Source organism: Neisseria sp. P0006.S009, from assembly GCF_051962915.1.
GTDB classification, from domain to species: Bacteria; Pseudomonadota; Gammaproteobacteria; order Burkholderiales; family Neisseriaceae; genus Neisseria; species Neisseria subflava_E.
Window position 1 is genome coordinate 24,382 of the sequence record NZ_JBQCUV010000004.1, and the last position, 23,406, is coordinate 47,787.

Consider the following 23,406-nt stretch of genomic DNA (forward strand, 5'->3'; position numbering starts at 1 on the left):
CGGCCTTTTTACTTTGTGGCATAATGATTTAAATGACAGGAGGAAAAAATGGCCAAAATCATTTTGCTGCATGGCTTGCACATGCATTCGTGGGTCATGAGACCGCTGGCGTATTTGCTGGAACAAGAAGGTTTTGAAGTTGTGCTGTTCGATTATTGCAGTGTGTTGCACTCAATGAATCGGCATGTTGAGGACTTGGCGCGATGGATTGATGAGAACCATGCTGATGAAACGCTGCACTTTGTCGGCCATAGTTTGGGCGGGTTGGTCTTACGCAATTTTGCAGCGGCATATCCGGATAAAGTCAGCGGCCGTATCGTTACCATGGGTACGCCGCATCAAGGCAGCCGTGCCGCGCAACGTGTGCTCAATTTGGGTTTGCAAAAGCCGGTATTGGGCGGCTCTTACAAAGGGGCATTGGACGGCAGTATGCCTGAGTTGCCAGAGGGTGTTGAGCTGGGCAGTATCGCCGGTAACAAACCGTATGGTCTGGGCCGTGTTTTAGGTTTGCATGGCGAACATGATGGTACGGTTTTGGTCAGCGAAACGCATTGTCCGAATATGCGCGATCATGTCGTTTTACCTGTCAGCCATAGCGGTATGCTGTTCAACCGTAAAACGGTCGAACAAGTAGTGGCATTTTTACATGATGGACGTTTTAAAAAGCAATAAAATTCCATTTATTTTAATTAAAAAAATATTTTATTTTAAATAATTCGTTTATTTTAAAGAAAATGGCAAGGATTTGTGAGCGTTGTTTTCGTAAAATAATCAACAGGCCGTCTGAAACCGGTTTTTCAGACGGCCTGTTATGCTAAAATCTGTTAAATACTTATTAAAAAGGCAAAGAACAATGTTTGCTTTCAAATCCTTACTTAATATGCCGCGCTTTGAGGCCATCGCTGTGGCCTTGGCTTTGGTGGCGGCAATGGGTTATACGATTATTTCGCTTGAATGGCTGCCGCATATGTCGATTGTGACGGCGATCGTGGTCTTGCTTTTGTACGGTTTGATGCGTGGCTTGAAATATCAAGACATGCAAAACGGTATGATCGGCGCGGTCGGGCAGGGCATGGGCGCGATTTATCTGTTTTTCTTTATCGGCCTGATGGTCAGCGCGCTGATGATGAGTGGTGCGATTCCGACGCTGATGTATTACGGTTTCGGATTGATTTCGCCGACTTATTTTTATTTCTCGGCGTTTGCGCTTTGCTCGATCATCGGTATTTCCATCGGCAGTAGTTTGACGACTTGTGCGACTGTCGGCGTGGCATTTATGGGTATGGCTGCTGCGTTTCATGCCGATATGGCGATGACGGCAGGTGCGATTGTGTCGGGTGCGTTCTTTGGCGATAAAATGTCGCCACTTTCCGATACGACCGGTATTTCCGCTTCGATTGTTGGCATTGATTTGTTCGAACACATCAAAAATATGATGTACACCACTGTGCCTGCGTGGTTGATCAGTGCGGCATTGATGTTGTGGCTCTTGCCCAATGTTGCCGCGCATGACATGAATAGCGTCGAGGCTTTCCGCGCGCAATTGGAAGCAACCGGTTTGGTGCATGCCTACTCGCTGATTCCGTTTGCTTTATTGGTTGTCCTCGCCCTGATGCGCGTCAATGCCATTGTGGCCATGTTGTTTACCGTTGTGGTGGCGCTGATTGTGACTTACTTCCACAGTACGCCTGATTTGAAACAGCTGGGCGCGTGGTTTTACAGCGGATACAAACTTGAAGGCGAAGCATTCAAAGACATTGCCCGCTTGATTTCGCGCGGTGGCTTAGAAAGCATGTTCTTTACGCAAACCATCGTGATACTCGGCATGAGCTTGGGCGGCCTGTTGTTCAGCATTGGTGTGATTCCGTCTTTGCTGGAAGCCATTCGTGCGTTCCTGACCAATGCCGGACGCGCTACTTTCAGCGTGGCCATGACATCGGTCGGCGTCAACTTCCTGATTGGCGAACAATATTTAAGTATCCTGCTTTCCGGCGAAACCTTTAAGCCGGTATATGACAAACTCGGCCTGCATTCGCGCAACCTTGCCCGTACGCTGGAAGATGCGGGTACGGTCATCAACCCGTTGGTGCCTTGGAGCGTCTGCGGCGTATTCATCAGCCATGCCTTGGGTGTGCCTGTTTGGGAATATCTGCCTTATGCCTTCTTCTGCTACTTGAGTTTGGCTCTGACGCTGGTGTTTGGCTGGACAGGGTTGACTTTGAGTAAAAAATAAACAGTAGGCTGTTTGATAATCAGGCCGTCTGAAAACAATTTCAGACGGCCTTGTTTTACTTGAAGTAGCCGTATCAACATGATTTCACTATAATTGCTGCGCCAATAAAAAAATAATCCAAACAATGAACAAACAAATCCGCCAAGAAATTTTCGAGCGTTTCCGCGCTGCCAATCCTCATCCGACTACCGAGTTGAATTTCAGCTCGCCGTTTGAGCTGCTTATCGCCGTTTTATTGTCTGCGCAAGCAACTGATGTCGGCGTGAACAAAGCGACTGCCAAACTTTTTCCCGTTGCCAATACGCCGCAAGCTATGTTGGATTTGGGGTTGGACGGCGTGATGGAATACACCAAAACCATAGGCCTCTACAAAACCAAATCCAAACACATCATGCAGACATGCCGTATTTTGCTGGAGAAATACAACGGCGAAGTACCTGCTGACCGAGAGGCTTTGGAATCTTTGCCCGGTGTTGGCCGAAAAACCGCCAATGTGGTGTTGAACACTGCATTCGGGCAACCTGTTATGGCGGTCGATACCCATATTTTCCGTGTGGCCAACCGCACCAAAATCGCGCCCGGCAAGGATGTGCGCGAAGTTGAAGACAAGCTGATGCGCTTTATTCCCAAAGAATTTTTGATGGATGCCCATCATTGGTTGATTTTGCACGGCCGTTATACATGTAAGGCTTTGAAACCGCAATGCAGCAAATGTTTGATTAATGATTTGTGCGAATATCCGGCAAAAATGTAAATAAAAACAGATAAAAAAAGGCCGTCTGAATTTCAGACGGCCTTTGATTTGGCTACGATTAGTCGGCAACTGCCATCAGGCTGGCGTTACCACCGGCAGCGGTAGTATTGATACTGCAAGAAATTTCTTCAAATACTTGCAGGATGTCCAGACCTTGTTCGGAAGGCAGGATGCGGATGAGCGCACCGTCGCGGCCGGCCAACTCTTGTTTGCGCTCGCTGCTCAAAGGCTCGATAGCGGCAACATGGCTGATGCCTGCGTTTTCAGGTTTGCTGTTGACTTGCAACAAACCGTCCAAATCGGCTGAGTAGGAAGCCAACGGGCTGTTAGGCTCAACAACGGTTTGGATGCCTGCGGCTGCCAGCTCGGTCAGGGCAGAGAAGGCTTGCAGCAGATTGCCGCCATGTACCCAAACACGTTTTGGAGAGCGCCAGCTCAATGAGTTGCGTTCGCCGGTCGGACCGACCAATACGGTTTCGGCTTTGCGCAGGGTACGGACGCGGGCGTGACCCAAAGCTGCGGCTGCGGCTTTTTTCTCTTCTGCGTTAAACGGCAGTTTGTGAACCAGGGTTTCCAAACGTTTGAGTGCGTCTTCGTCTGCTTGACCGATTCGGCTGAGGGTTGGGGCAACCCATTCAGGAGTACGAACCAGGCGTTGCAGATAGAATGAACCGCCTGCTTTTGGACCGGTACCGGACAAGCCGTGACCGCCGAAAGGTTGTACGCCGACAACAGCACCAACGATGTTGCGGTTAACGTAGATGTTACCGGCTTCGATGCGGTCGCGGATATGGTCGACAGTGCCTTCGATACGGCTGTGTACACCGCTGGTCAGAGCATAGCCTTTGGCGTTGATTTGGTCGATGAGTTGATCCAATTCGCTGGCGCGGTAGCGGACAACGTGCAGTACAGGACCGAACACTTCGCGTTGCAACTCGTTCAGGTTATTCAATTCAAACAGGATTGGACGAACGAAGGTAGAGTTGTTGTCATCAACGTCGGCGGCAGTTTTGATTTCGTGGTAAGCCTTTGCTACGCCTTTCATTTTGTTGATGTGGGCCAACAGGTTTTGTTGGGCTTCAGCATCGATGACAGGGCCGATGTCTGTGGTCAGTTGGGTCGGTTTGCCGACAACCAGCTCGTCCATTGCGCCTTTGATGATGTTGATCATTTTATCGGCAACATCTTCTTGAACACACAAGATACGCAGGGCGGAACAACGTTGGCCCGCGCTGTCGAAGGCAGAGTTCAATACGTCGAGGCAGACTTGTTCCGGCAGGGCGGTAGAGTCCACGATCATCGCGTTTTGACCGCCGGTCTCGGCAATCAGGACAGGGCTGTCGTCGCGTTTGGACAGGGCTTTGTTGATCAGGCGCGCTACTTCGGTAGAACCGGTAAAGATCACGCCGCCGATGCGGGCATCGCCGGTCAGGGCAGAGCCGACATCGCCTGCGCCGAGTACGAGTTGCAGCGCAGAAGTCGGAATACCAGCTTGATGCATCAGGGAAACTGCGTAAGTAGCAATCAGGCTGGTTTGTTCGGCAGGTTTGGCGATAACGGTGTTACCGGCTGCCAATGCAGAAACCACTTCGCCGGTAAAGATGGCCAATGGGAAGTTCCATGGGCTGATGGCAACGATTGCGCCGACAGCTTTGGCATCTTTAGGCAGGGTGTTCTCAGCTTCGTTGGCATAGTAGCGGCAGAAGTCAACGGCTTCGCGTACTTCGGCAACGGCGTTGTTCAGGGTTTTACCGGCTTCGCGGACGGCCAGCATCATCAATGCAGGCGTGTGTTGTTCCAACAAATCGGCAAAACGGCGCAGGCAGTCGGCGCGTTCTGAAGCAGGTTTGGCGCTCCACTCCGGCAGGGCGGCAACGGCTGCACCAATAGCTTCTTGAGCCAAGGCTGCATCGGCAAAGCTGACAGTGCCGACAACATCGTTGTGGTCTGCAGGGTTGCGGACGGGTTGAGCTTCGCCCACGTTACGCGCTTCGCCATTGACGATAGAAGCGGCGTGGAAGTCTTCGGAAGAAGCTTGGTTGAGTTTTTCTTGCAGGTTTTGCAATACGTTTTCGTTGCTGAAATCGACGCCTTGGGAGTTCAGACGGTTTTTGCCATACAAATCGCGCGGCAGAGGCAATGCCGGATGCAGGTGGATGCCTTGTTCGGCGATGGTGTCGAACGGGCTCTTAATCAGGCGGTCGATGCTGATGTTTTCGTCAACGATTTGGTTCACGAAAGAAGAGTTCGCACCGTTTTCCAACAGACGGCGTACCAAGTAGGCAAGCAGGGTTTCGTGTGTGCCGACCGGGGCATACACGCGTACGCGGCGGCCTAAGTTTTGCGGGCCGACCACTTGGTCGTACAGGGTTTCGCCCATGCCGTGCAGACATTGGTGTTCGAAGTCTTTGCCTTTACCCATTTGGTAGATTGCGCCCAAAGTATAGGCGTTGTGGGTGGCAAATTGTGGGAACACGGCATCTTGCGCATCCAAGAGTTTGCGTGCGCAGGCGAGGTAGGAGATGTCGGTGTGGACTTTACGGGTGTAAGTCGGATAGCCTTCCATGCCGTCTACTTGAGCCCATTTCACTTCGCTGTCCCAGTATGCGCCTTTCACCAAACGGATCATCAGTTTTTGGTTGTTGCGGCGTGCCAGGTCGATCAGATAGTCGATAACGAACGGGCAACGTTTTTGGTAGGCTTGAACAACGAAACCGATACCTTTGTAGCCGGCCAAGTCAGGATCGGAAACCAAAGCTTCCATCAAGTCCAAAGACAATTCGAGACGGTTAGCTTCTTCGGCATCGATGTTGATACCGATATCGTATTTTTTACCCAAAAGGAACAATTCTTTCAGGCGTGGCAACAATTCGCTCATAACGCGTTCGTGTTGGGCGCGTGAGTAGCGTGGGTGGATGGCGGAAAGTTTAACGGAGATACCGTTGCCTTCGTAAACGCCTTGGCCTGCGGCATCTTTACCGATGGCGTGAATGGCTTGAACGTAGTCGTTGTAGTAGCGGTTGGCATCTTCTTCGGTGTATGCGGCTTCACCCAACATATCGAAAGAGAAGCGGTAACCCATTTTCTCGCGCTCTTTACCGTTTTGCAGCGCTTCTTCAATGGTTTGGCCGGTTACGAACTGTTTGCCCAACAGGCGCATGGCGTAGTTCACACCTTGACGGATCAGAGGCGCGCCGCCTTTGCTGATCAGACGGCTCAATGCGGAACTCATCTGTTTGTCGTTTGTCGCGGTCAGTTTGCCGGTAATCAGCAGACCCCATGCGGCCGCGTTAACGAAGAGGGAAGGGCTGTTGTTCAAGTGGCTTTTCCAGTTGCCTTCGGAGATTTTGTCGGCAATCAGGCGGTCGCGGGTTGCATTGTCCGGAATACGCAGCAAGGCTTCGGCCAGACACATCAGTGCAACACCTTCTTCACTGGAGAGAGAGAATTCGTGCATCAAGGCATCTACGCCGCTTGCTTTGGTGCGGCTGGAGCGGACTTGGGTAACCAAACGACGGGCAAGCTCGGAGGCGGCATTGCGCTCTTCGTCGGTCATCTGTGCACGTTGCAACATATCCTGAACAGCCTCGATTTCATCGCGGCGGTAGGCATCAGTTACAGCTTGACGCAGAGGAGTTTGTGTTGGAAAAGCGAAGTTAAACATTATTTATGTTCTCCAAAGGTTTTTTCATGGTTTCAGACGGCCTGAATTAAGACTGACAAAACAAGCATTCTGAAGGATAGTAATATCGTAATAAAATTATGATGCGGATACAAGATGCATCCGCATAAATTGCTGTTTTTTCTGATAAGGCTCAGATTATTTTGAAACAGTTTATGTCGTAAAGACGGCCTGCACGGAATCATGCAGGCCGTCTGAAAACGTCTTATTTAGAGGCGCGGTATTCCGCGTCTGCTTTTTCAAAGCGTTCTTGTAATTCGCGTGAAGGTTTTTTGTCGATCAGGGACACCAAAACAATCACGAGTGTGCAAATGATAAAGCCAGGAACGATTTCATAGACAGTAGCGAAACCTGTTTCTTGTGCGGCCAAAGCAGGTTTTTTGATCCACTCGGCCCAAACTACTACAGTCAGTGCACCTGCAATCATGCCGGAGAGTGCGCCGTAGGCAGTAATGCGTTTCCACAGTACAGACAGGATAACAACCGGACCGAATGCGGCACCAAAACCTGCCCATGCGTAAGCCACCAAGCCCAATACTTTGCTGTTAGGATCAGAAGCAATCAGGATGGAAATCACGGCAATCGCCAAAACCATCAGACGGCCAATCCATACCAACTCGGCTTGTTGTGCTTTTTTACGCAGGAAGCCTTTGTAGAAGTCTTCGGTAATCGCGCTGGAGCAAACCAACAATTGGCAAGACAGGGTGGACATTACGGCGGCGAGAATCGCGCTCAAGATGATACCGGCAATCCAAGGGTTGAAGAGCAGGGTGGCCAAAGCGATGAAGATACGTTCGTGGTTGCCGTTCATTTCATCAACGTGGGCAGGGTTGGCACCGAAGTAAGCGATACCGAAGTAGCCGACAGCCACGGCACCGGCCATACACAGAATCATCCAAGTCATACCGATACGGCGTGCTGAAACCAGAGATTTAGCGCTTTCAGCAGCCATGAAACGGGCCAAAATGTGTGGTTGGCCGAAATAGCCTAAGCCCCAAGCGGCGGTAGAGATAATGCCGATAAAAGTAGTACCGGCAAACAGGCTGCCGTATTCCTTACCGGTAGAAGCGGCAACTTGTTGGATGGCAGCGTTCATTTGATCTGCACCGCCCAAACCCAAGTACACCATTACAGGAGTCAGTACTAATGCAAAAATCATCAAAGAAGCTTGCAGGGTATCGGTCCAGCTTACGGCCAAGAAACCGCCCAAGAAAGTGTAGGCGATGGTCGCGCCGGCACCCAACCACATAGCTTGAGTGTAAGACATACCGTGGAACAGGCTTTGGAATAGGGTAGCACCGGCTACGATGCCTGAAGCACAGTAAATAGTGAAGAAGAACAAGATAATCAGTGCAGAAACCACTTTCATCAAGTGACCGCCGGCACCGAAGCGGTGGAAGAAGTAATCAGGAAGCGTCAGCGCGTTGTTGGCGTATTCGGTATGTACGCGCAGACGGCCTGCAACCAACAGCCAGTTGAGGTATGCACCCACAATCAGACCAATGGCAATCCAAGCTTCATTCAAACCGCTCAGGTAAATGGCACCTGGCAAGCCCATCAAAAGCCAACCTGACATATCGGAAGCACCGGCAGACATCGCGGTCACGAACGGACCTAAGCTGCGGCCGCCGAGAATGTAGTCGTCGAAGTTTCGTGTTGAAAAATAGGCGGCGAGGCCGATCAGTAATACGGCGACCAAATAGATCGCGAAAGTGATATACATGGGATTCATGTACTTATTCCTCATCTAACTTTTAAAACGGGTTTGAAATTGCAAGCAATTCATACCCAAACTTTTTTCTAATAAAAATACAGCTTAAAAATCCTGTTTTTTGCGAGAGAGACAGGATAAATTATTTTCAAATACAATAAAATACGAAATCTTAATGCATTAAATTGTAAATAATTTAAACCAGCATACCGCAAAAAGTTGCTTTTGCAAAGCGAAGAACTCAGCCTTTATTCGAAATTGATGCCGCTTTTTGGCTAAGTCATTTAAAAACATAAAAATATATAAATTTTTACTGATGATGACGAAGGAAAGTGTGTGAAACTATCTTTCCTGATGTTTTTGGGGGATTAAAGAGAAAAAGTAATTAAACGACTTGGACTTTCAGACGGCCCTGTGTAGAACCCCCGTATCTGTGTCGGGCAGATACGGGGTTTTTAGAAAAAAGACTACATTAAATAGAAAAATCGTCTTTTAGTAAGTGTTTGTAAGCAAAGAGATAAGAGGCTGCGACAAAGGATGATCCGCCCAGGACGTTGCCTAAGAAAACGGGAATCATGTTGTAGAAAAATTGACCCCAGCTGACGTTTGCGCCCGCCCAAATGCCGGCCGGAATGATGAACATATTGGCAACAAAATGTTGAAAGCCGATTAACACGAAGATCATTACCGGAAACCAAGTTGCCAAAATGCGGCCTGAAGTATGGCGTGAGCCGAAATAGAACCAAATACCCATGCACACCATCCAGTTACATGCGATAGCGGAAACGAATGCACGGCCAAAGTCCATATTAACTTTGGCTTCGGCGATGGCAATGGTTTTAGCCGTAGCCGCTCCTTCTGCCAGGCCGACGTAGTGGCCGAGGAAATAGGCCATGGCAACGGCGCCTGCCAGATTGCCCAAGCTGACGATGAGCCAGTTGCGTACCAGTTTGTAGGTGCTGACGCGGCCGGTCAATCTGCCCAAAGCCATAATCATCATATTGCCTGTTGCCAGCTCGCCGCCGCCGATTAAGATACAAATCAGCGCAATCGGGAATACGGACGCGCCCAAAAGGGCGGCCAGGCCGTTCCATTCAGCCGGAATGCCGCTGATGACGCGCAGGCAGGCAAGATAGCCGAAGCCGACATAGCCGCCGCCTAAAAAACTCAAAATCACCAACATCTTGATGCTGAATTCAGATTTGGCGCAACTTTTGCCGATGGCGTCCTGCAAAATTTCATGAGGGAACAGGTCTCGTGTGTCCATGAAGTTTCCTTAAGGTTAATATAAGAATAAAAATATCTTTCTTTATCATACGGATGGCGAGTTTGCCTGAGAATATGGCGGACAGGAAATAACGGCTGATTGTAAGGATAGAAGCGTAGGTTATATATTGGCAGTTGATGTGTGAAAGGCCGTCTGAAAGCAATACTTTCAGACGGCCTTTAGATGGGGGAATGGGAATTATAAGCGCGTTACGCTTAAAACGCCTTTGATGTCGCCCAGACTGGCTAATACGCGCGGCAGGTCGTTGACTTGGCGGACTTCAAGGGTAAAGCGCATGCTGGCTTCCAAATCGCGCGATTGGGTTTGCACCGCGGTAACGTTAAGTTTATGACGCGCCAGCGCATCCGAAACGTCGCGAAGCAAACCGGAGCGGTCTTGGGCGCGGATTTCAACATCGACGGCAAACACTTGTCCTTCTTGCAGGGCTGCCCAGCTTGCGTTCAACACTTTTTCCGGCGCCTGCTCGGCAAGGTGGCGGAAAGAAGGGCAGGTGCAGCGGTGAACGGAAATGCCGCGGTCGCGGGTAACAAAGCCCACAATATCGTCCGGAGGTGCCGGTTTGCAGCATTTGGCAAGCGTGGTCATCAGGCCGTCTTCGCCGTCAATCAAAATGCCGTTTTTGCCACCTTTTTTGATTTTAGACTGTTTGACGATATTGGTTTCATCAATCGGTACAGGAGGCGGCTCATTCAGAGCGCCGCAGGCTTTGTGGATGGCGCGGTTGGAAACTTCGCCCTGACCGATGGCTGTATAAAGTTCATCGGTTTTTTTGAAGCCGAGTTTTTCCGCCAATGCTTGCAGATTGGGTTTGGGGAAGATTTTTGACAACTGTTTGTCCAACTGGGCGCGGCCTTCTTCGCGCACGGTATCCGCATTTTGCTGGCGGATGTAGGCACGGATTTTACTGATGGCGCGGTTGGATTTGACCCAGCCTTCATAGAGCCAGTTGACGGAAGGGTTCCCCTCTTTGGCGGTAATGATTTCAACGCGTTGACCGTTTTCCAACGGCGTTGACAGCGGTACGATTTGTCCTTCAACTTTTGCACCGCGGCAACGGTCGCCCACGCTGCTGTGCAGGGCGTAGGCAAAGTCAATCGGGGTGGCGCCCGTAGGCAGGGAGAGGACTTTGCCGTGCGGGGTCAAAACGTAAATCGTGTCGTTGAAAAGTTCGGTTTTGAAGGCGGCGGCAAGGTCTTCTTTGCCGCTTTCGGCCATGTTTTCGCGCCAGTCTAGGAGTTGGCGCAACCAAGCGATTTTCTGTTCATAGGCGGAATCACCCTTGCCACCTTCTTTATAACGCCAGTGGGCGGCAACACCGAATTCGTTGAATTGGTGCATGTCGAAGGTGCGGATTTGGACTTCCACGCCTTTGTCTTCCGGGCCGACGATGACGGTGTGCAAACTTTTATAGCCGTTGCCTTTCGGGTTGGCAATATAGTCGTCGAACTCGCCCGGAATCGGCTGCCAGAGGCTGTGGACAATGCCCAGCGTGGTGTAACACTCGGGAATGGTGTCCACCAAAATCCGTACGGCACGGATGTCGAACAGGCCGTCGAAAGTGAGCTTTTTCTTCACCATTTTTTTGTAAATGGAGTAGATGTGCTTCGGTCTTCCGGCAACTTCAAAATGAATATTGTATTTTGTCAGTTCCGTACGCAGGATATTGAGGAAGTTTTCGATGTATTCGAGGCGTTCGGTGCGTTTTTCGTCCAAAAGCAGGGCGATTTCGCGGTATTTTTCCGGCTCTTGATGGCGGAAGCCCAAATCTTCGAGCTGCCATTTGAGTTGCCACACGCCCAAGCGGTTGGCGAGCGGGGCAAAAATGTCGAGGGTTTCTTTGGCAACGGCGCGCTTTTCAGGATTATCGGGAACGTTGCTTAAGAATTGGAGGGTGCGCGTGCGCATCGCCAGTTTGATCAGGACGACGCGGATGTCGGTAACCATTGCCAACAGCATTTTACGCATGGTTTCGGCTTGTTGGGCGCGTTCTTCCGGCGTGGCGAGGCTGTCCACGCGTGCGAATTGGGTCAGTTTTTGTACTTCGTCTACGCCTTTGACCAGCTCGCAAACGGTGCTGTTGCAGCGTTCGGCAACCAATTCTTGCCAAGTGGGAACGTATTTGCCGATGTCGGACAAAATCGTAGCCGCCACGGCATCGGGCAATAAGTCAAGTTCGCTGACGATTTGCATCGAGCCGAGGAAATGTTCCAGCAATGGCTCGCCGTAAGTCGTTAGTGCATCGGCGGGGTAATGTTCTTTAGCTAAGTCAAAGGCCGTCTGAATCAGGTTTTTATCGGAATCGGGCAGCGCGGCAACATAGCCGTCGAACCAAGCGAGGAGGCCTTCCAGCGTTGCACTCGATGTTTGGGGCGTTTGGCGAATAGTGGTCATGGCGTGCGTTTTTTTCTTTTTGATAAAAACGTTGCCATTGTAACAGTTTATTGCCGATAGCCCTAGATTTGTATGCGAATGTGGCACTATGTTTCAGGAAGCCTTGTTTCAGACGGCCTTGGGTGTTATGGTTAACCGTTTTGAAATTTTAAGGAGCATTTCGATGAAACTGTATATTTACGACCATTGCCCGTTTTGCGTCCGTGCGCGGATGATTTTTGGCTTGCGCGATGTGGCGGTGGAAGAGGTCGTTTTAGCAAACGATGACGAAGCTACGCCGATTGGCATGATTGGCTCAAAACAAGTACCGATTTTGCAAAAAGAAGACGGTTCGTTTATGGGCGAGAGTTTGGATATTGTCCGTTACATCGATCAAGGCCGTCTGAAAGAAGAAGTTCGTCCAGAAGTGCAGGCTTGGTTGGATAAAGTGGGTGAATACAATAACAAACTGGTACAGCCGCGCATGGTCAAAATCGGCCTGCCTGAATTTGAGACCGATGAAGCGAAAAAATATTTTATCGACAAAAAAGAGAAAAGTATCGGCAATTTCGAGACTAATCTGAACAAAACGGCGCAATATCTGGAGCGTCTGCATCAAGATTTGGCAGAGCTGGAAGCGCTGGTGTGCGAAGGCAAGGGCTTGGGCGGTGAAATCAGTTTGGAAGATATCCTGACGTTCCCTATTTTGCGCAACCTGACTGTTGTGCGCGGTATTCAATGGCCGCAAAAATTGATGGATTATTTGTTGGCGATGAGCGAGCGTTCCGGCGTAGCTTTGTATTTTGACCGCGCGTTGTAATGAATGTTTGAAATATGAAAAAGGCCGTCTGAAAGTTTTTCAGACGGCCTTTTGGTCTAATAGGCAATCGTATCGGCAACCTGTGACAAACCGTTTTCCAACGATTCGAGCATGGCGGTATAGCCGTCGCCTTGTTGCGGCGTGACGGCGTTAAACGGTTTGCTGCGTCCGTCCGGCCATTGTGCATAACCGCTGATGGTGGTCTGCCCCTGATAGCTGCCTTGGAAGGCTTCGATATAGACTTTCAGGGTTTGGCTGCTTTGGCTGCGTGAAGCAGGCACAAAGGTGCGATGCGGATTGAGGCGGTTGAGCTTGTTGCTGAGGTTTGCCGCCAATGCGCCATCGAGCGGTGCCGCCCAAAGGTGGTTTTTCGCCAGATTCACATGATAGGCATCGATTTGGTAAACGAGGCCGCCGTTGGCAAGCGGTTCGGAAAGGTTGACTTTGACCGCGATTTCGTTGCCTTGTGCTGTCGGACGGATGTACTGGCTGTCGGGCAGGACGAAATATTGTGTGCTTTGCGCAGTGCCGCAGGCGGCAAGCGTCAGGGCGATGGCAATCGGGAAGAGGCGCATTATCGGCTTCCTTTCGGGATAGGGTCTTTGCTGCTGCTGTTGAAAATCAGCGCATTGGGTTTTTCTTTCAAAGTATTAATCACGGGTTGAACGTCTTTTAAGGTTTTGTCCAAACTTTGCAGCGTATTTTGTACGTCGCCGTAGATAGGCGATTGAGGCGATACGCCTTGCAGGGTTTGACGCAACTCTTTCAGGGTTTGGTTCAACTCGTTCGGAATGTTTTGTGTCTGCGGTTTGCCGACCAGTTTGTCGATAGAGCTTAGGGCTGCATTGGCAGATTTGAGTGTGGACTTGAGTTCAGCAAGCGAACCGTTCAAGCCGGCAACGGTTTTATCCAATGGCAGGTTATTGAACTTGTCTAACAAGTCGGCCACTTTTGCCTGCAAATCGTCCAAACCGCCGCCTTGGGTTGCAATAACGGTATCGCCTGCATAAACGGTATGCGGTCGCAGCTTAGGCGAGGAGGAAGGCTGATCGTTCAACTCAATCATTTTGCTGCCAGTCAGCAGGTTGTTGCTGGAGATGGTGGCGGTCAGGCCTTTGTTTAAGGCCGTCTGAAATTGTTGTTTCCAATGTTCTTTGCTTTGTTCGTCGGCATTGATTTCCAAACGGGAAGGCTCGATGCGGATGCGTACGGGAATCCAACCGTTTTCAAACAAATGCAGGCTATCGTTGCGGTCGAAATAAGGGACGTCGGAAACCACGCCGACATTCAGGCCTTTGTATTCAACAGGCGAACCAGCAGTCAGGCCGCGTACGGATTGTTTGAAAAATGCGGTGTAATACAGCGAGCGGTCGTCAGGCAGGTTGGCGACTTCGCTCCGACTGTCGTAAAGCGTGAAGCTGTCTTCGCTTTTGACGTTTTTGCTGTCGCTTGTTTTGGGCGAGTCAAAGGAAATTGCGCCGGACAGCAGGGCAGGCAGAGGGGCGGAGTTAAGTTTGACACCGCTGCCTGTGGTTTCGATATTAATGCCGCTTTCTAGCCAGAAACGGCTGGCGGAATTAATCAGTTTGTCGTTGGGGCTTTGGATGAAGATGGTGTAATGCACGCTTTGGTCGGACGGGTCGAAATGCGCGCTTTCTACTTGGCCGACCATAAAGTTTTCATATAAAACCGGGCTGCTGACGTTGAGGATGCGGTCGTTTTTGCCGATCAAATTCAGGCGCAGGCCGCTTTGACCGATGGCGGCAATCGGCGGAATGTCTTGGACGACAAATACATCTTTGGTTTCTTGGCTTTTACCCGGTGTAAATGCAATATATGAGCCGGAAAGCAAGGTTCCCAAGCCGGTAACGCCGCTTTGGTCGATACGCGGTTTGACCACCCAAAATTGGGTATCGCTGCGGATAAGGTCTTTGGCGTCGGCACTGAGTTGGGCAGTAACTTCCACGCCTTTTTGGTCGTCGCGCAATTTGATGCGGGTAACGCGTCCGACATCGACGTTCAACACCTTAATAACGGTGTTGTTGACTTCGATGCCTTCAGCGCTGTCCATCAACAGCGTAACGACAGGGCCGCGGTTGCGGATGTCTTTAATCAAAAGCCAGCCGCCGGCAATCAGCGCAATCAGCGGAATCAGCCACACGATAGACGTGAAGACATTGGTTTTCTTGACACGCGCCGGGGCGTGGTAATTGGGTGAAGAATCGTGTTTTTTCATTGTGTTAAGGTCTGGTCAGAATCAAGGCCGTCTGAAAGCTGCTGTTGCTTGTCCCAAATCAGACGGGGATCGAAATAATAGGCCGAAAGCATGGTCAAAATAACGACCAGGCAGAAGTAAATCGCCGCGCCACCCGGCACGACGCGCGCCATATTGGTGTGGAACGAACTCATCAAAATAATAATCACAAAAATATCAATCATCGACCAGCGGCCGATGGATTCGGTAATCCGATACAAAACCGACATCTTGTCCGCGCTCATCACAGGCTTGAAGTATGCGGAATAAATCAAAACCGCCATCGCAATAATCTTCAAAACCGGCACCATAATACTGGCACTGAAGATAATCACGGCAATCAATCGGTCGCCGTCGTTCCACATATAAACAATGCCGTTAAAAATCGTGTTGATCTCCAAAGCCGTCGGATTGGACGAAATCATAATCGGCAGGATGTTGGCAGGGAAATACAGGATAAACGCTGCCATTAAAAACGCCAGCGAAATGCTCAGACTTTTCGGGCGGCGGCGGTATAAGTCTGCACCGCATACGCCGCAAGGTTGCTCGTCTTTATTGCGGAAATACAGGCAGCGGCTGCAACAGATTTTGTCTTCAGTGGCCGTCTGAACCGCATGGCCGCCGGTTAAACGGTGAATCTTATAATAAACCCAATGCTGCGGAATCGATACCGAAGTCCGAATCAGCATGACCGACAACGGAAACATCAGGTAAAACGCCGAGCCGAACTCTACTGTAGCAACGGACGAGAGCTTGATATACGCCACCAAAGTGGAAATAAAAAACACATCCACCATAATCCAATGACGCAACCGCACCAATACACGCGTCGCAAAGCGCAGTGCAGGGTAGGCCTTTTCGCGTATCAAAGCCGTATAAACATAAAGGCAGAGCAGTAAAAACAGTAAAGGCGCGCCGAAGGTGAGGATAAACATCACTTCCGCCAGAAAACCATAATCCAGCGAAATCAAAAGCCGCATCATTTGCGGCAACGACAAAATCGATGTCACGCCGAACAAATCCACACGGATATACACCATATTGTAGGCGAAAGCCATCAGAATCAAGGTTGTCAGCGCATAGGCAATCGGCGCGATATACGGATTGTTTTCTACTTCCACAATTTCATGGTTGCATACCGGACAATGGGCTTCCTGTCCCTGACGCAGGCGCGGAATATCCATACGGCAGCCGCAATCCGGGCATTCCACCGTATGTGCAGGCAGTGTCGCATCAGGAAGATAAGACTTGTAGCGCCACCAACGATGGTAGGCAGGAATCCGTTTCATGGTTCGGCAGGGGATAAAGAAGGTGCAAAGAGTGTCGCATTATAAAGGAAAACAGAAGGATAGCTCAAATTTAGGTCGATATTTGATTGAATGGCGGCTGCTTAATAAGGTTTGGGCCGTCTGAAAAGTTTGAAAAGGGTTTAGAAGGTTATTGCTATGGGCTGTTAAATTTTATTAATAGGTCTTAGTTTGGTTTATTGTTATTATATTAAAAATAATATATATTCTCATTAATTAAAAACACGATGAGCCTTGTAGATCTGTGGAAGGTATGCGGTCAACGAATCTGAAGCAGGTTAAAAATTATCTTCTTTGTTTTTAAAACGATTCTTTTCAAATTAGACGGTATTTTTAACCATAAAGGCCGTCTGAAACCATTAGTCTCTTAATTCAAAGGAAACATCATGAGTGAAACACAAGAGCTGACTTTCGCCAAACGCTTGAAAGAGCAAACCACGACAACGCACGACAGCGTTGATAACTTGGTTATGTCCGTTCAGCCTTTTTCCAGCAAAGAAAACTACATCAAATTCTTGAAACTTCAATCTGTTTTCCACAAGGCTGTCGATCATATCTATAAAGATGCCGAATTAAACAAAGCCATTCCAGAGCTTGAATACATGGCGCGTTACGATGCCGTGACTCAAGACTTGAAAGACTTGGGCGAAGAGCCTTACAAATTTGACAAAGAATTGCCATACGAAACCGGCAATAAAGCCATCGGCTGGCTGTATTGCGCCGAAGGTTCTAATTTGGGCGCGGCATTTTTGTTCAAACACGCTCAAAAGCTCGAATACACCGGCGAATTCGGCGCACGCCACCTGGCTCCTCATCCGAACGGCCGCGGCAAACACTGGCGCGCTTTTGTCGAGCATCTGAATGCTTTGAACTTGACTCCGGAAGCTGAAGCGGAAGCCATTCAAGGCGCGCGCGAAGCTTTTGAATTCTATAAAGTGATTCTGCGTGAAACCTTCGGTTTGCCGGAAGGTGCGGAAGCGCCTGAAGGTATGACGCCGCACAGACTCTAAAAAATAATTAAATCAAACAGACAAGGTCTCGGCGTAGATGTTTGCAGGGGCCTTTAATTACACAACAAAGTTTTGTTTGAACGGGTTGCTGTCTTATTAATCATTAATGATTATCAGAAATTTTTATGTATTAACTGATGGATGAACAATCCATTACATCTTGAGTTGATAATATGAAACCATTACAAATGCTCCCCATTGCCGCGCTGGTCGGCAGTATTTTCGGCAATCCAGTCTTGGCAGCAGATGAAGCTGCAACCGAAACCACACCCGTTAAAGCAGAGATAAAAGAAGTCCGCGTTAAAGGTCAGCGCAATGCGCCTGCAGCCGTGGAACGTGTCAACCTTGGCCGTATCCAACAAGAAATGGTACGCGACAACAAAGACTTGGTACGTTATTCCACCGACGTTGGCTTGAGCGACAGCGGCCGCCATCAAAAAGGCTTTGCCGTGCGCGGCGTGGAAGGCAACCGTGTCGGCGTCAGCATCGACGGCGTAAACCTGCCTGATTCTGAAGAAAACTCGCTGTATGCCCGTTATGGCAACTTCAACAGCTCGCGTCTGTCTATCGACCCCGAACTCGTGCGCAACATCGAAATTGTGAAGGGCGCAGACTCTTTCAATACCGGTAGCGGTGCATTGGGTGGCGGCGTGAATTACCAAACCCTGCAAGGTCATGATTTGCTGTTGCCTGAGCGTCAGTTCGGCGTGATGATGAAAAACGGTTACAGCAGCCGCAACCGCGAATGGACAAATACACTTGGGTTCGGCGTGAGCAACGACCGCGTGGATGCCGCTTTGCTGTATTCGCAACGTCGCGGTCATGAGACTGAAAGCGCGGGCGAGCGTGGTTATCCGGTAGAGGGCGCCGGCAGCGGAGCGAATATCCGTGGTTCTGCGCGTGGTATTCCTGATCCGTCCAAACACAAATACCATAGCTTCTTGGGTAAGATTGCTTATCAAATCAACGACAACCATCGTATCGGCGCATCTCTCAACGGTCAGCAGGGCCACAATTACACGATCGAAGAGTCTTATAACCTGACCGCTTCTTCTTGGCGCGAAGCCGATGACGTAAACAGACGGCGCAATGCTAACCTGTTTTACGAGTGGACGCCCGATTCGAATTGGTTGTCGTTGTTGAAAGCGGACTTCGATTATCAGAAAACCAAAGTAGCGGCGGTTAACAACAAAGGCTCGTTCCCGATGGATTATTCTACCTGGACGCGCAACTACAATCAGAAGGATTTGGACGAAATCTACAACCGCAGCATGGATACAACCTTCAAACGCATTACATTGCGTATGGACAGCCAACCATTGCAAATAGGCGGCCAACATCGCTTGTCGTTTAAAACTTTCGCCAGCCAGCGTGAGTTTGAAAACTTAAACCGCGACGACTACTACTTCAGCGGCCGTATTTTACGCACGTCCAGCACGATTCAGCATCCAGTGAAAACCAACAACTACGGTTTCTCGCTGTCTGACCAAATCCAATGGAACGACGTGTTCAGCAGCCGCGCAGGTATCCGTTACGACTACACCAAAATGACGCCGCAGCAACTGAATGCCGAGTGTCATGCTTGTGACAAAACACCACCTGCAGCCAACACTTATAAAGGCTGGAGCGGTTTTGTCGGATTGGCTGCACAGCTGAGTCAGACATGGCGTTTGGGTTACGATGTAACTTCCGGTTTCCGCGTGCCGAATGCGTCTGAAGTGTATTTCACTTACAAACACCGCTCAGGTAACTGGTTGCCTAATCCGAACCTGAAAGCCGAGCGCAGCACCACCCATACCCTTTCTCTGCAAGGCCGCAGCGAAAAAGGTACTTTGGATGCCAACCTGTATCAAAGCAATTACCGCAACTTCCTGTCTGAAGAGCAGAAGCTGACCACCAGTGGCGATGTCGGCTGTACTCAGATGAATTACTACTATGGTATTTGTAGCAATCCTTATTCCGAAAAACTGGATTGGCAGATGCAAAACATTGACAAGGCCCGAATCCGGGGTCTTGAGCTGACAGGCCGTCTGAATCTGGACAAAGTAGTCTCTTTCGTACCTGAAGGCTGGAAACTGTTCGGCTCGCTGGGCTACGCGAAAAGCAAACTGTCGGGCGACAACAGCCTTCTGTCCACCCAACCGCTGAAAGTGATTGCCGGCATCGACTACGAAAGCCCGAGCGAAAAATGGGGCGTGTTCTCCCGCCTGACCTATCTGGGAGCGAAAAAGGCCAAAGACGCACAATATACCGTTTATGAAGACAACGGCTGGGGTACGCCTTTGCAGAAAAAGGTAAAAGATTACCCATGGCTGAACAAATCGGCTTATGTGTTCGATATGTACGGTTTCTACAAACCGGTGAAAAACCTAACCCTGCGCGCCGGCGTGTATAATGTGTTCAATCGCAAATACACCACTTGGGATTCCCTGCGCGGCCTGTACAGCTACAGTACCACCAACGCAGTAGAAAAAGATGGCAAAGGCTTAGACCGCTATCGCGCCCCAGGCCGCAATTACGCTGTATCGCTGGAATGGAAATTCTAAGCAGTTAACGGATAGCTAAAGGCCGTCTGAAAGTTTTGATGACTTTCAGACGGCCTTTTTTATTTAAAACGAAATCTTTAAACGGATAACAACGGCTGCTGCCGAACAATCGCGCGGATGATGGCGCGGTTGGGGTGTAGTGCGGTTCTCAGCCTTTGTGATAGCGGATGCGGCAAACCGAGTATTTCGGCCGCAATGGCGGCGGCGCAGATGGGGGCTGTCGCCAGTCCGCGCGTGCCGTGTGCCGTATTGACGTAGGCATTGGGCAGGTAAGGGCAGGGGATATTGTCGAGGCGGTAGTTTTTGTCCAATGCCAGTTTGGCGTAGGCGGACTGCATGGCGGCGATGTCGCCGAGTGCACCGACAACGGGCAAGTGGTCGAGGCTGTCGCAACGTAGGGCGGCATGGCCTTGCGTGTCTTGAAGGCCGTCTGAAAACGAATCTTGCTCAAACAGGGATTGTGCCAATGGCGGATTGAGCTGTTGCAGGGCGGCGCGGTTTTCGGCTTCTTCGTTTGGATACCAAGTTTCATCGTTGCTGTTGAGGATAAATGTCGCGCCGTAGCAGTGGCGGCCTTGCCAGCTCGGGCTGATGTAGCTTTCGCCGGAAATGGCACAACGCAGTTTTTGTGAAAACGGGCTGGCGGACACAACGCCGGTTTGGCCGCGGATTTGGCGGAAAGGCAGCGCTGAGATGTTGGTGTCGGAGGCAGTCGGGCTGTGCGCGCCCATGCAGTAAACGATATGGCTGGCGCTGAAATGCGCGTCCGGCGTATGTGCCGTCCATTGTGTGCAGTCATGCGATACTGCGGTCAGCGGCGAGTGTTCGTGCAACTCAATCAGCGGATGATTCAATAAGGTATGCACGACAGTGGGTGGATTCAGCCATACACCTTGCGGCCAATAAAGGCCGTCTGAAAATACGTCTATGCCTGCAATGTGCGCAGCCTCTTCGGCAGATACGCTGCGGTAGAGGTGTTTATGCTGGTGTTGCAAACCCAAGGCTTGATTGCGTTTGCGTTCGCTTTCGTCAAAATTCAAATGCAATACGCCGTCGCCGCCCCATACGTCAGAATCAGGCAGCAAGTCTTCCAACAATCGGCGCGTGTAGCCGTAGCCTGTCAGCAGCAGCTCGGTTTGTTCGGTATCGTGTGGCGAGATTTTGGCGTAGAGCAAGCCTTGGCGGTTGCCGCTGCCTGCCTGCGCTGCTTTTCCGGCCTCCAAAACCGTAACGCGTACGCCGTGTTCCGCCAGTTTGCGTGCGGTCGCTGCGCCGGCAATGCCTGCGCCGATAATCAGGACGTGTTCGGGCGCGGCTTGATGTTCAGGCCGTCTGAACCAAGGTTTTAGGGGAATAGGGGCGGATTGGGGTATGGCTTCGGTTTGCCATTCGATATGATGGAAATGTTCGTGTAAGCGGTCGGTGCGGTGTGGCGGCACCAGCCAAAGGTGCACGTCAAGCAATAGGTCTTCCAAAACATTGACGCTGTTGAACTGAAGGCATTTCATGGCTTGAACGAGGCGGTTGTTCAGACGGCCTTCAAGCTCGGAGGGATGATTCGATAATGGAAAATCGGGAATATGGTTTTCAGGCAGGCAGACAATCAAATAAAGCGGCGCGGTATGTTGTTCGATGGCGCGGCAAAGGGTAGCAAGGGAAGGTGTGGTGTTCCAAGCAAGGCAGGTCATGATGAAAGGCCGTCTGAAAAAAGAGGCTTTATTGTAACGCGGTTTGCGCGGATAGAATATCCGGACGGGTTTTGATAAAATCTTTCGATATTTGTTTTCCCATTGATTTTCATACAGGAATTTTATGCGCCGTCTTTTATTGTGCCTTCTCGCTTCCGGCTTGCCCGTTGCCTGTTTATCTGCGCCGCCGGATAACGGCGGCCAAGCCTTTCAGCCCGAACGGTGGGCAACACCCATTAAACACGATGCCAACTTTTATCGCATCGATGACAAGCTTTACCGCAGCGAGCAGCCCGTTGCCGAAGATGGCGAAGCCATTGTCAAGCTGGGCATTCAAAGCGTGATCAACCTGCGCTTTTTCGACCGCAACGATGACGACCATTTGAAGGCGTATGGTTTAACCTTGCTAAACCGTCCGTTGCTGTCATGGAGCATTAAGCCGAAAGAGATTGCGGAAATCCTATACCTGATTGAAAAACAACAGCAAAACGGCGCGGTACTTATCCATTGTTATCACGGCGCGGACCGTACCGGTTTGATTGCCGGAATGTACCGCATCATCTATCAAGGCTGGCCGGTGGAAGAGGCAAAAGCCGAAATGCAACACGGGCCTTACGGTTATCACAGCATTTGGAAAAACATTGCCAAGCTGTTTACCGAAGAGAAAGTCAAGCAGGTTAAAATGCATTTGGAAGCCTTGCGCAAACGCGGTTGACGCCAAGATTCAAAACATAAAAAGGCCGTCTGAAAGATTTGTTTTTTCAGACGGCCTTTTGAATGGCAGACGGTTTAAATCACAAAATCCGTAGATGATAATTGAATGCTTTGATCCATATCGGCAGACGGGGTTTTGGAAGAGCGGCCGACCGGTTTAGCTGGTACGCCGACGACGGTAATCGAAGACGGTACGTCGGCAACGACCACACTGCCTGCGCCGATTTTGGCATTCTTGCCGATGCGGATGTTGCCCAAAATCGAAGCGTTCGCACCAATCATCACGCCGTCGCCGATTTTCGGGTGTCGGTCGCCGCTTTCTTTGCCCGAACCGCCCAGCGTTACGCCGTGGAGGATGGAAATATTGTTGCCCAAGACGGCGGTTTCGCCGGCGACAAAACCGGTGGCATGGTCGAGCATCAAACCATGACCGAAACGGGCGGCAGGGTGGATATCGACGCCGAACACTTCCGACATGCGGTTTTGCAGGAAATACGCCAGCGTTTTGCGGCCGTTTTGATAAAGCCAGTGGTTGATGCGGTGTGCCTGTACGGCGTGGAAACCTTTGAAATACAACAGCGGCAGCGAATATTCATCACAAGCCGGGTCGCGCTCGTAAATGGCTTTCAAGTCGGCCTCGACACATTTGCTGATGCGGGTGTCCGCACTTAAAGCCTGCTGATAAATTTCAAACAGCGCACGCACGTCCATAATCGGACTGCCGAGCTTGCTGGAAAGATGGTAGGCAAGTACCGAATCGAGCGAATCGTGGCGCAACACGGTTTGGTGCAGGAAGCTTGCCAGCATCGGTTCGGCCGCGGCGGCCGCTTCGGTTTCTTCGCGGATGGTGTGCCACAGATTAAAATCGGTTGAATTCAAATGGTCTTTTTTCATGTTTGAGGCCGTCTGAAGAATAAAATCAGATGGCTATCTTACCGTTTTCCAACGTCTTTTAACAAGGCATTTGATAATCGACGTTCAAATGCTTGAAGTTTTTTCAGACGGCCTTATATATGAAACATCGAATAT

16 protein-coding genes are annotated in these 23,406 nt (G+C 50.3%); 7 read left to right on the plus strand and 9 right to left on the minus strand.

The window, feature by feature from the left end:
- Positions 1-48 precede the first annotated feature (48 nt).
- From ACTHTK_RS07895 to nth, 3 genes are all read left to right on the plus strand, one after another.
- The gene (locus ACTHTK_RS07895; protein ID WP_107722958.1) at positions 49-672 is read left to right on the plus strand and encodes an alpha/beta fold hydrolase; all 624 of its coding nucleotides are present in this window, start codon (positions 49-51) and stop codon (positions 670-672) included.
- A gap of 181 nt (positions 673-853) precedes the next feature.
- Positions 854-2,233, plus strand: coding sequence for a Na+/H+ antiporter NhaC (gene nhaC, locus ACTHTK_RS07900; RefSeq protein ID WP_049344642.1), 1,380 nt, complete (start codon positions 854-856; stop codon positions 2,231-2,233).
- A gap of 124 nt (positions 2,234-2,357) precedes the next feature.
- The gene (gene nth, locus ACTHTK_RS07905; RefSeq protein WP_049323145.1) at positions 2,358-2,987 is read left to right on the plus strand and encodes an endonuclease III; all 630 of its coding nucleotides are present in this window, start codon (positions 2,358-2,360) and stop codon (positions 2,985-2,987) included.
- A 58-nt stretch (positions 2,988-3,045) separates the two neighbouring features.
- Here the strand turns inward: nth and putA are convergent, their stop codons facing one another.
- The 4 genes from putA to ACTHTK_RS07925 form a co-directional block, all read right to left on the minus strand.
- Positions 3,046-6,651 (minus strand): bifunctional proline dehydrogenase/L-glutamate gamma-semialdehyde dehydrogenase PutA, encoded by a 3,606-nt coding sequence (gene putA, locus ACTHTK_RS07910; RefSeq protein WP_107722959.1) that lies wholly within the window; start codon positions 6,649-6,651, stop codon positions 3,046-3,048.
- 223 nt (positions 6,652-6,874) lie between these two features.
- On the minus strand, positions 6,875-8,401 hold the full coding sequence (gene putP / locus ACTHTK_RS07915) for a sodium/proline symporter PutP (RefSeq protein WP_107722960.1): 1,527 nt from the start codon (positions 8,399-8,401) through the stop codon (positions 6,875-6,877).
- Positions 8,402-8,852: 451 nt separating this feature from the next.
- Entirely contained in the window at positions 8,853-9,647 is a 795-nt protein-coding gene (locus tag ACTHTK_RS07920) for a formate/nitrite transporter family protein (protein ID WP_107722961.1), read from the minus strand.
- Between the two features lie 198 nt (positions 9,648-9,845).
- Positions 9,846-12,059 (minus strand): RelA/SpoT family protein, encoded by a 2,214-nt coding sequence (locus ACTHTK_RS07925; protein ID WP_107722963.1) that lies wholly within the window; start codon positions 12,057-12,059, stop codon positions 9,846-9,848.
- 88 nt (positions 12,060-12,147) lie between these two features.
- On the opposite strand from ACTHTK_RS07925, the gene ACTHTK_RS07930 reads away from it, so the two are divergent.
- Complete coding sequence (locus ACTHTK_RS07930; RefSeq protein WP_107722964.1) at positions 12,148-12,858, plus strand: GrxB family glutaredoxin; 711 nt, start codon at positions 12,148-12,150, stop codon at positions 12,856-12,858.
- A gap of 56 nt (positions 12,859-12,914) precedes the next feature.
- Here ACTHTK_RS07930 and ACTHTK_RS07935 read toward each other — a convergent pair whose 3' ends face one another.
- Genes ACTHTK_RS07935 through ACTHTK_RS07945 form a run of 3 tightly spaced genes read right to left on the minus strand, consistent with a single transcriptional unit; the run spans position 12,915 to position 16,401 of the window.
- On the minus strand, positions 12,915-13,433 hold the full coding sequence (locus ACTHTK_RS07935; RefSeq protein WP_107722965.1) for a PqiC family protein: 519 nt from the start codon (positions 13,431-13,433) through the stop codon (positions 12,915-12,917).
- Positions 13,433-15,094, minus strand: a complete 1,662-nt coding sequence (pqiB, locus tag ACTHTK_RS07940) for an intermembrane transport protein PqiB (RefSeq protein ID WP_107722966.1) — start codon at positions 15,092-15,094, stop codon at positions 13,433-13,435. Before pqiB ends, ACTHTK_RS07935 begins: the two co-directional genes overlap by 1 nt.
- The gene (locus tag ACTHTK_RS07945; protein ID WP_107722967.1) at positions 15,091-16,401 is read right to left on the minus strand and encodes a paraquat-inducible protein A; all 1,311 of its coding nucleotides are present in this window, start codon (positions 16,399-16,401) and stop codon (positions 15,091-15,093) included. Before ACTHTK_RS07945 ends, pqiB begins: the two co-directional genes overlap by 4 nt.
- A gap of 404 nt (positions 16,402-16,805) precedes the next feature.
- Here ACTHTK_RS07945 and ACTHTK_RS07950 point away from each other — a divergent pair, with 404 nt between their 5' ends.
- Both ACTHTK_RS07950 and ACTHTK_RS07955 read left to right on the plus strand, forming a co-directional pair.
- Positions 16,806-17,429, plus strand: a complete 624-nt coding sequence (locus ACTHTK_RS07950) for a biliverdin-producing heme oxygenase (RefSeq protein WP_107722968.1) — start codon at positions 16,806-16,808, stop codon at positions 17,427-17,429.
- A 173-nt stretch (positions 17,430-17,602) separates the two neighbouring features.
- Positions 17,603-19,975: a TonB-dependent hemoglobin/transferrin/lactoferrin family receptor gene (locus tag ACTHTK_RS07955; protein WP_440378140.1), complete on the plus strand. Its 2,373-nt coding sequence runs from the start codon at positions 17,603-17,605 to the stop codon at positions 19,973-19,975.
- A gap of 77 nt (positions 19,976-20,052) precedes the next feature.
- On the opposite strand, the gene mnmC is transcribed toward ACTHTK_RS07955, so the two are convergent.
- Complete coding sequence (gene mnmC, locus ACTHTK_RS07960; RefSeq protein WP_107722970.1) at positions 20,053-21,663, minus strand: FAD-dependent 5-carboxymethylaminomethyl-2-thiouridine(34) oxidoreductase MnmC; 1,611 nt, start codon at positions 21,661-21,663, stop codon at positions 20,053-20,055.
- A 124-nt stretch (positions 21,664-21,787) separates the two neighbouring features.
- Here mnmC and ACTHTK_RS07965 point away from each other — a divergent pair, with 124 nt between their 5' ends.
- A complete protein-coding gene (locus ACTHTK_RS07965; RefSeq protein ID WP_107722971.1) occupies positions 21,788-22,378 on the plus strand; it encodes a tyrosine-protein phosphatase in 591 nt (196 codons plus the stop codon).
- Between the two features lie 74 nt (positions 22,379-22,452).
- Here the strand turns inward: ACTHTK_RS07965 and cysE are convergent, their stop codons facing one another.
- Positions 22,453-23,271: a serine O-acetyltransferase gene (gene cysE, locus ACTHTK_RS07970; protein ID WP_049359705.1), complete on the minus strand. Its 819-nt coding sequence runs from the start codon at positions 23,269-23,271 to the stop codon at positions 22,453-22,455.
- Between the last annotated feature and the right edge of the window lie 135 nt (positions 23,272-23,406).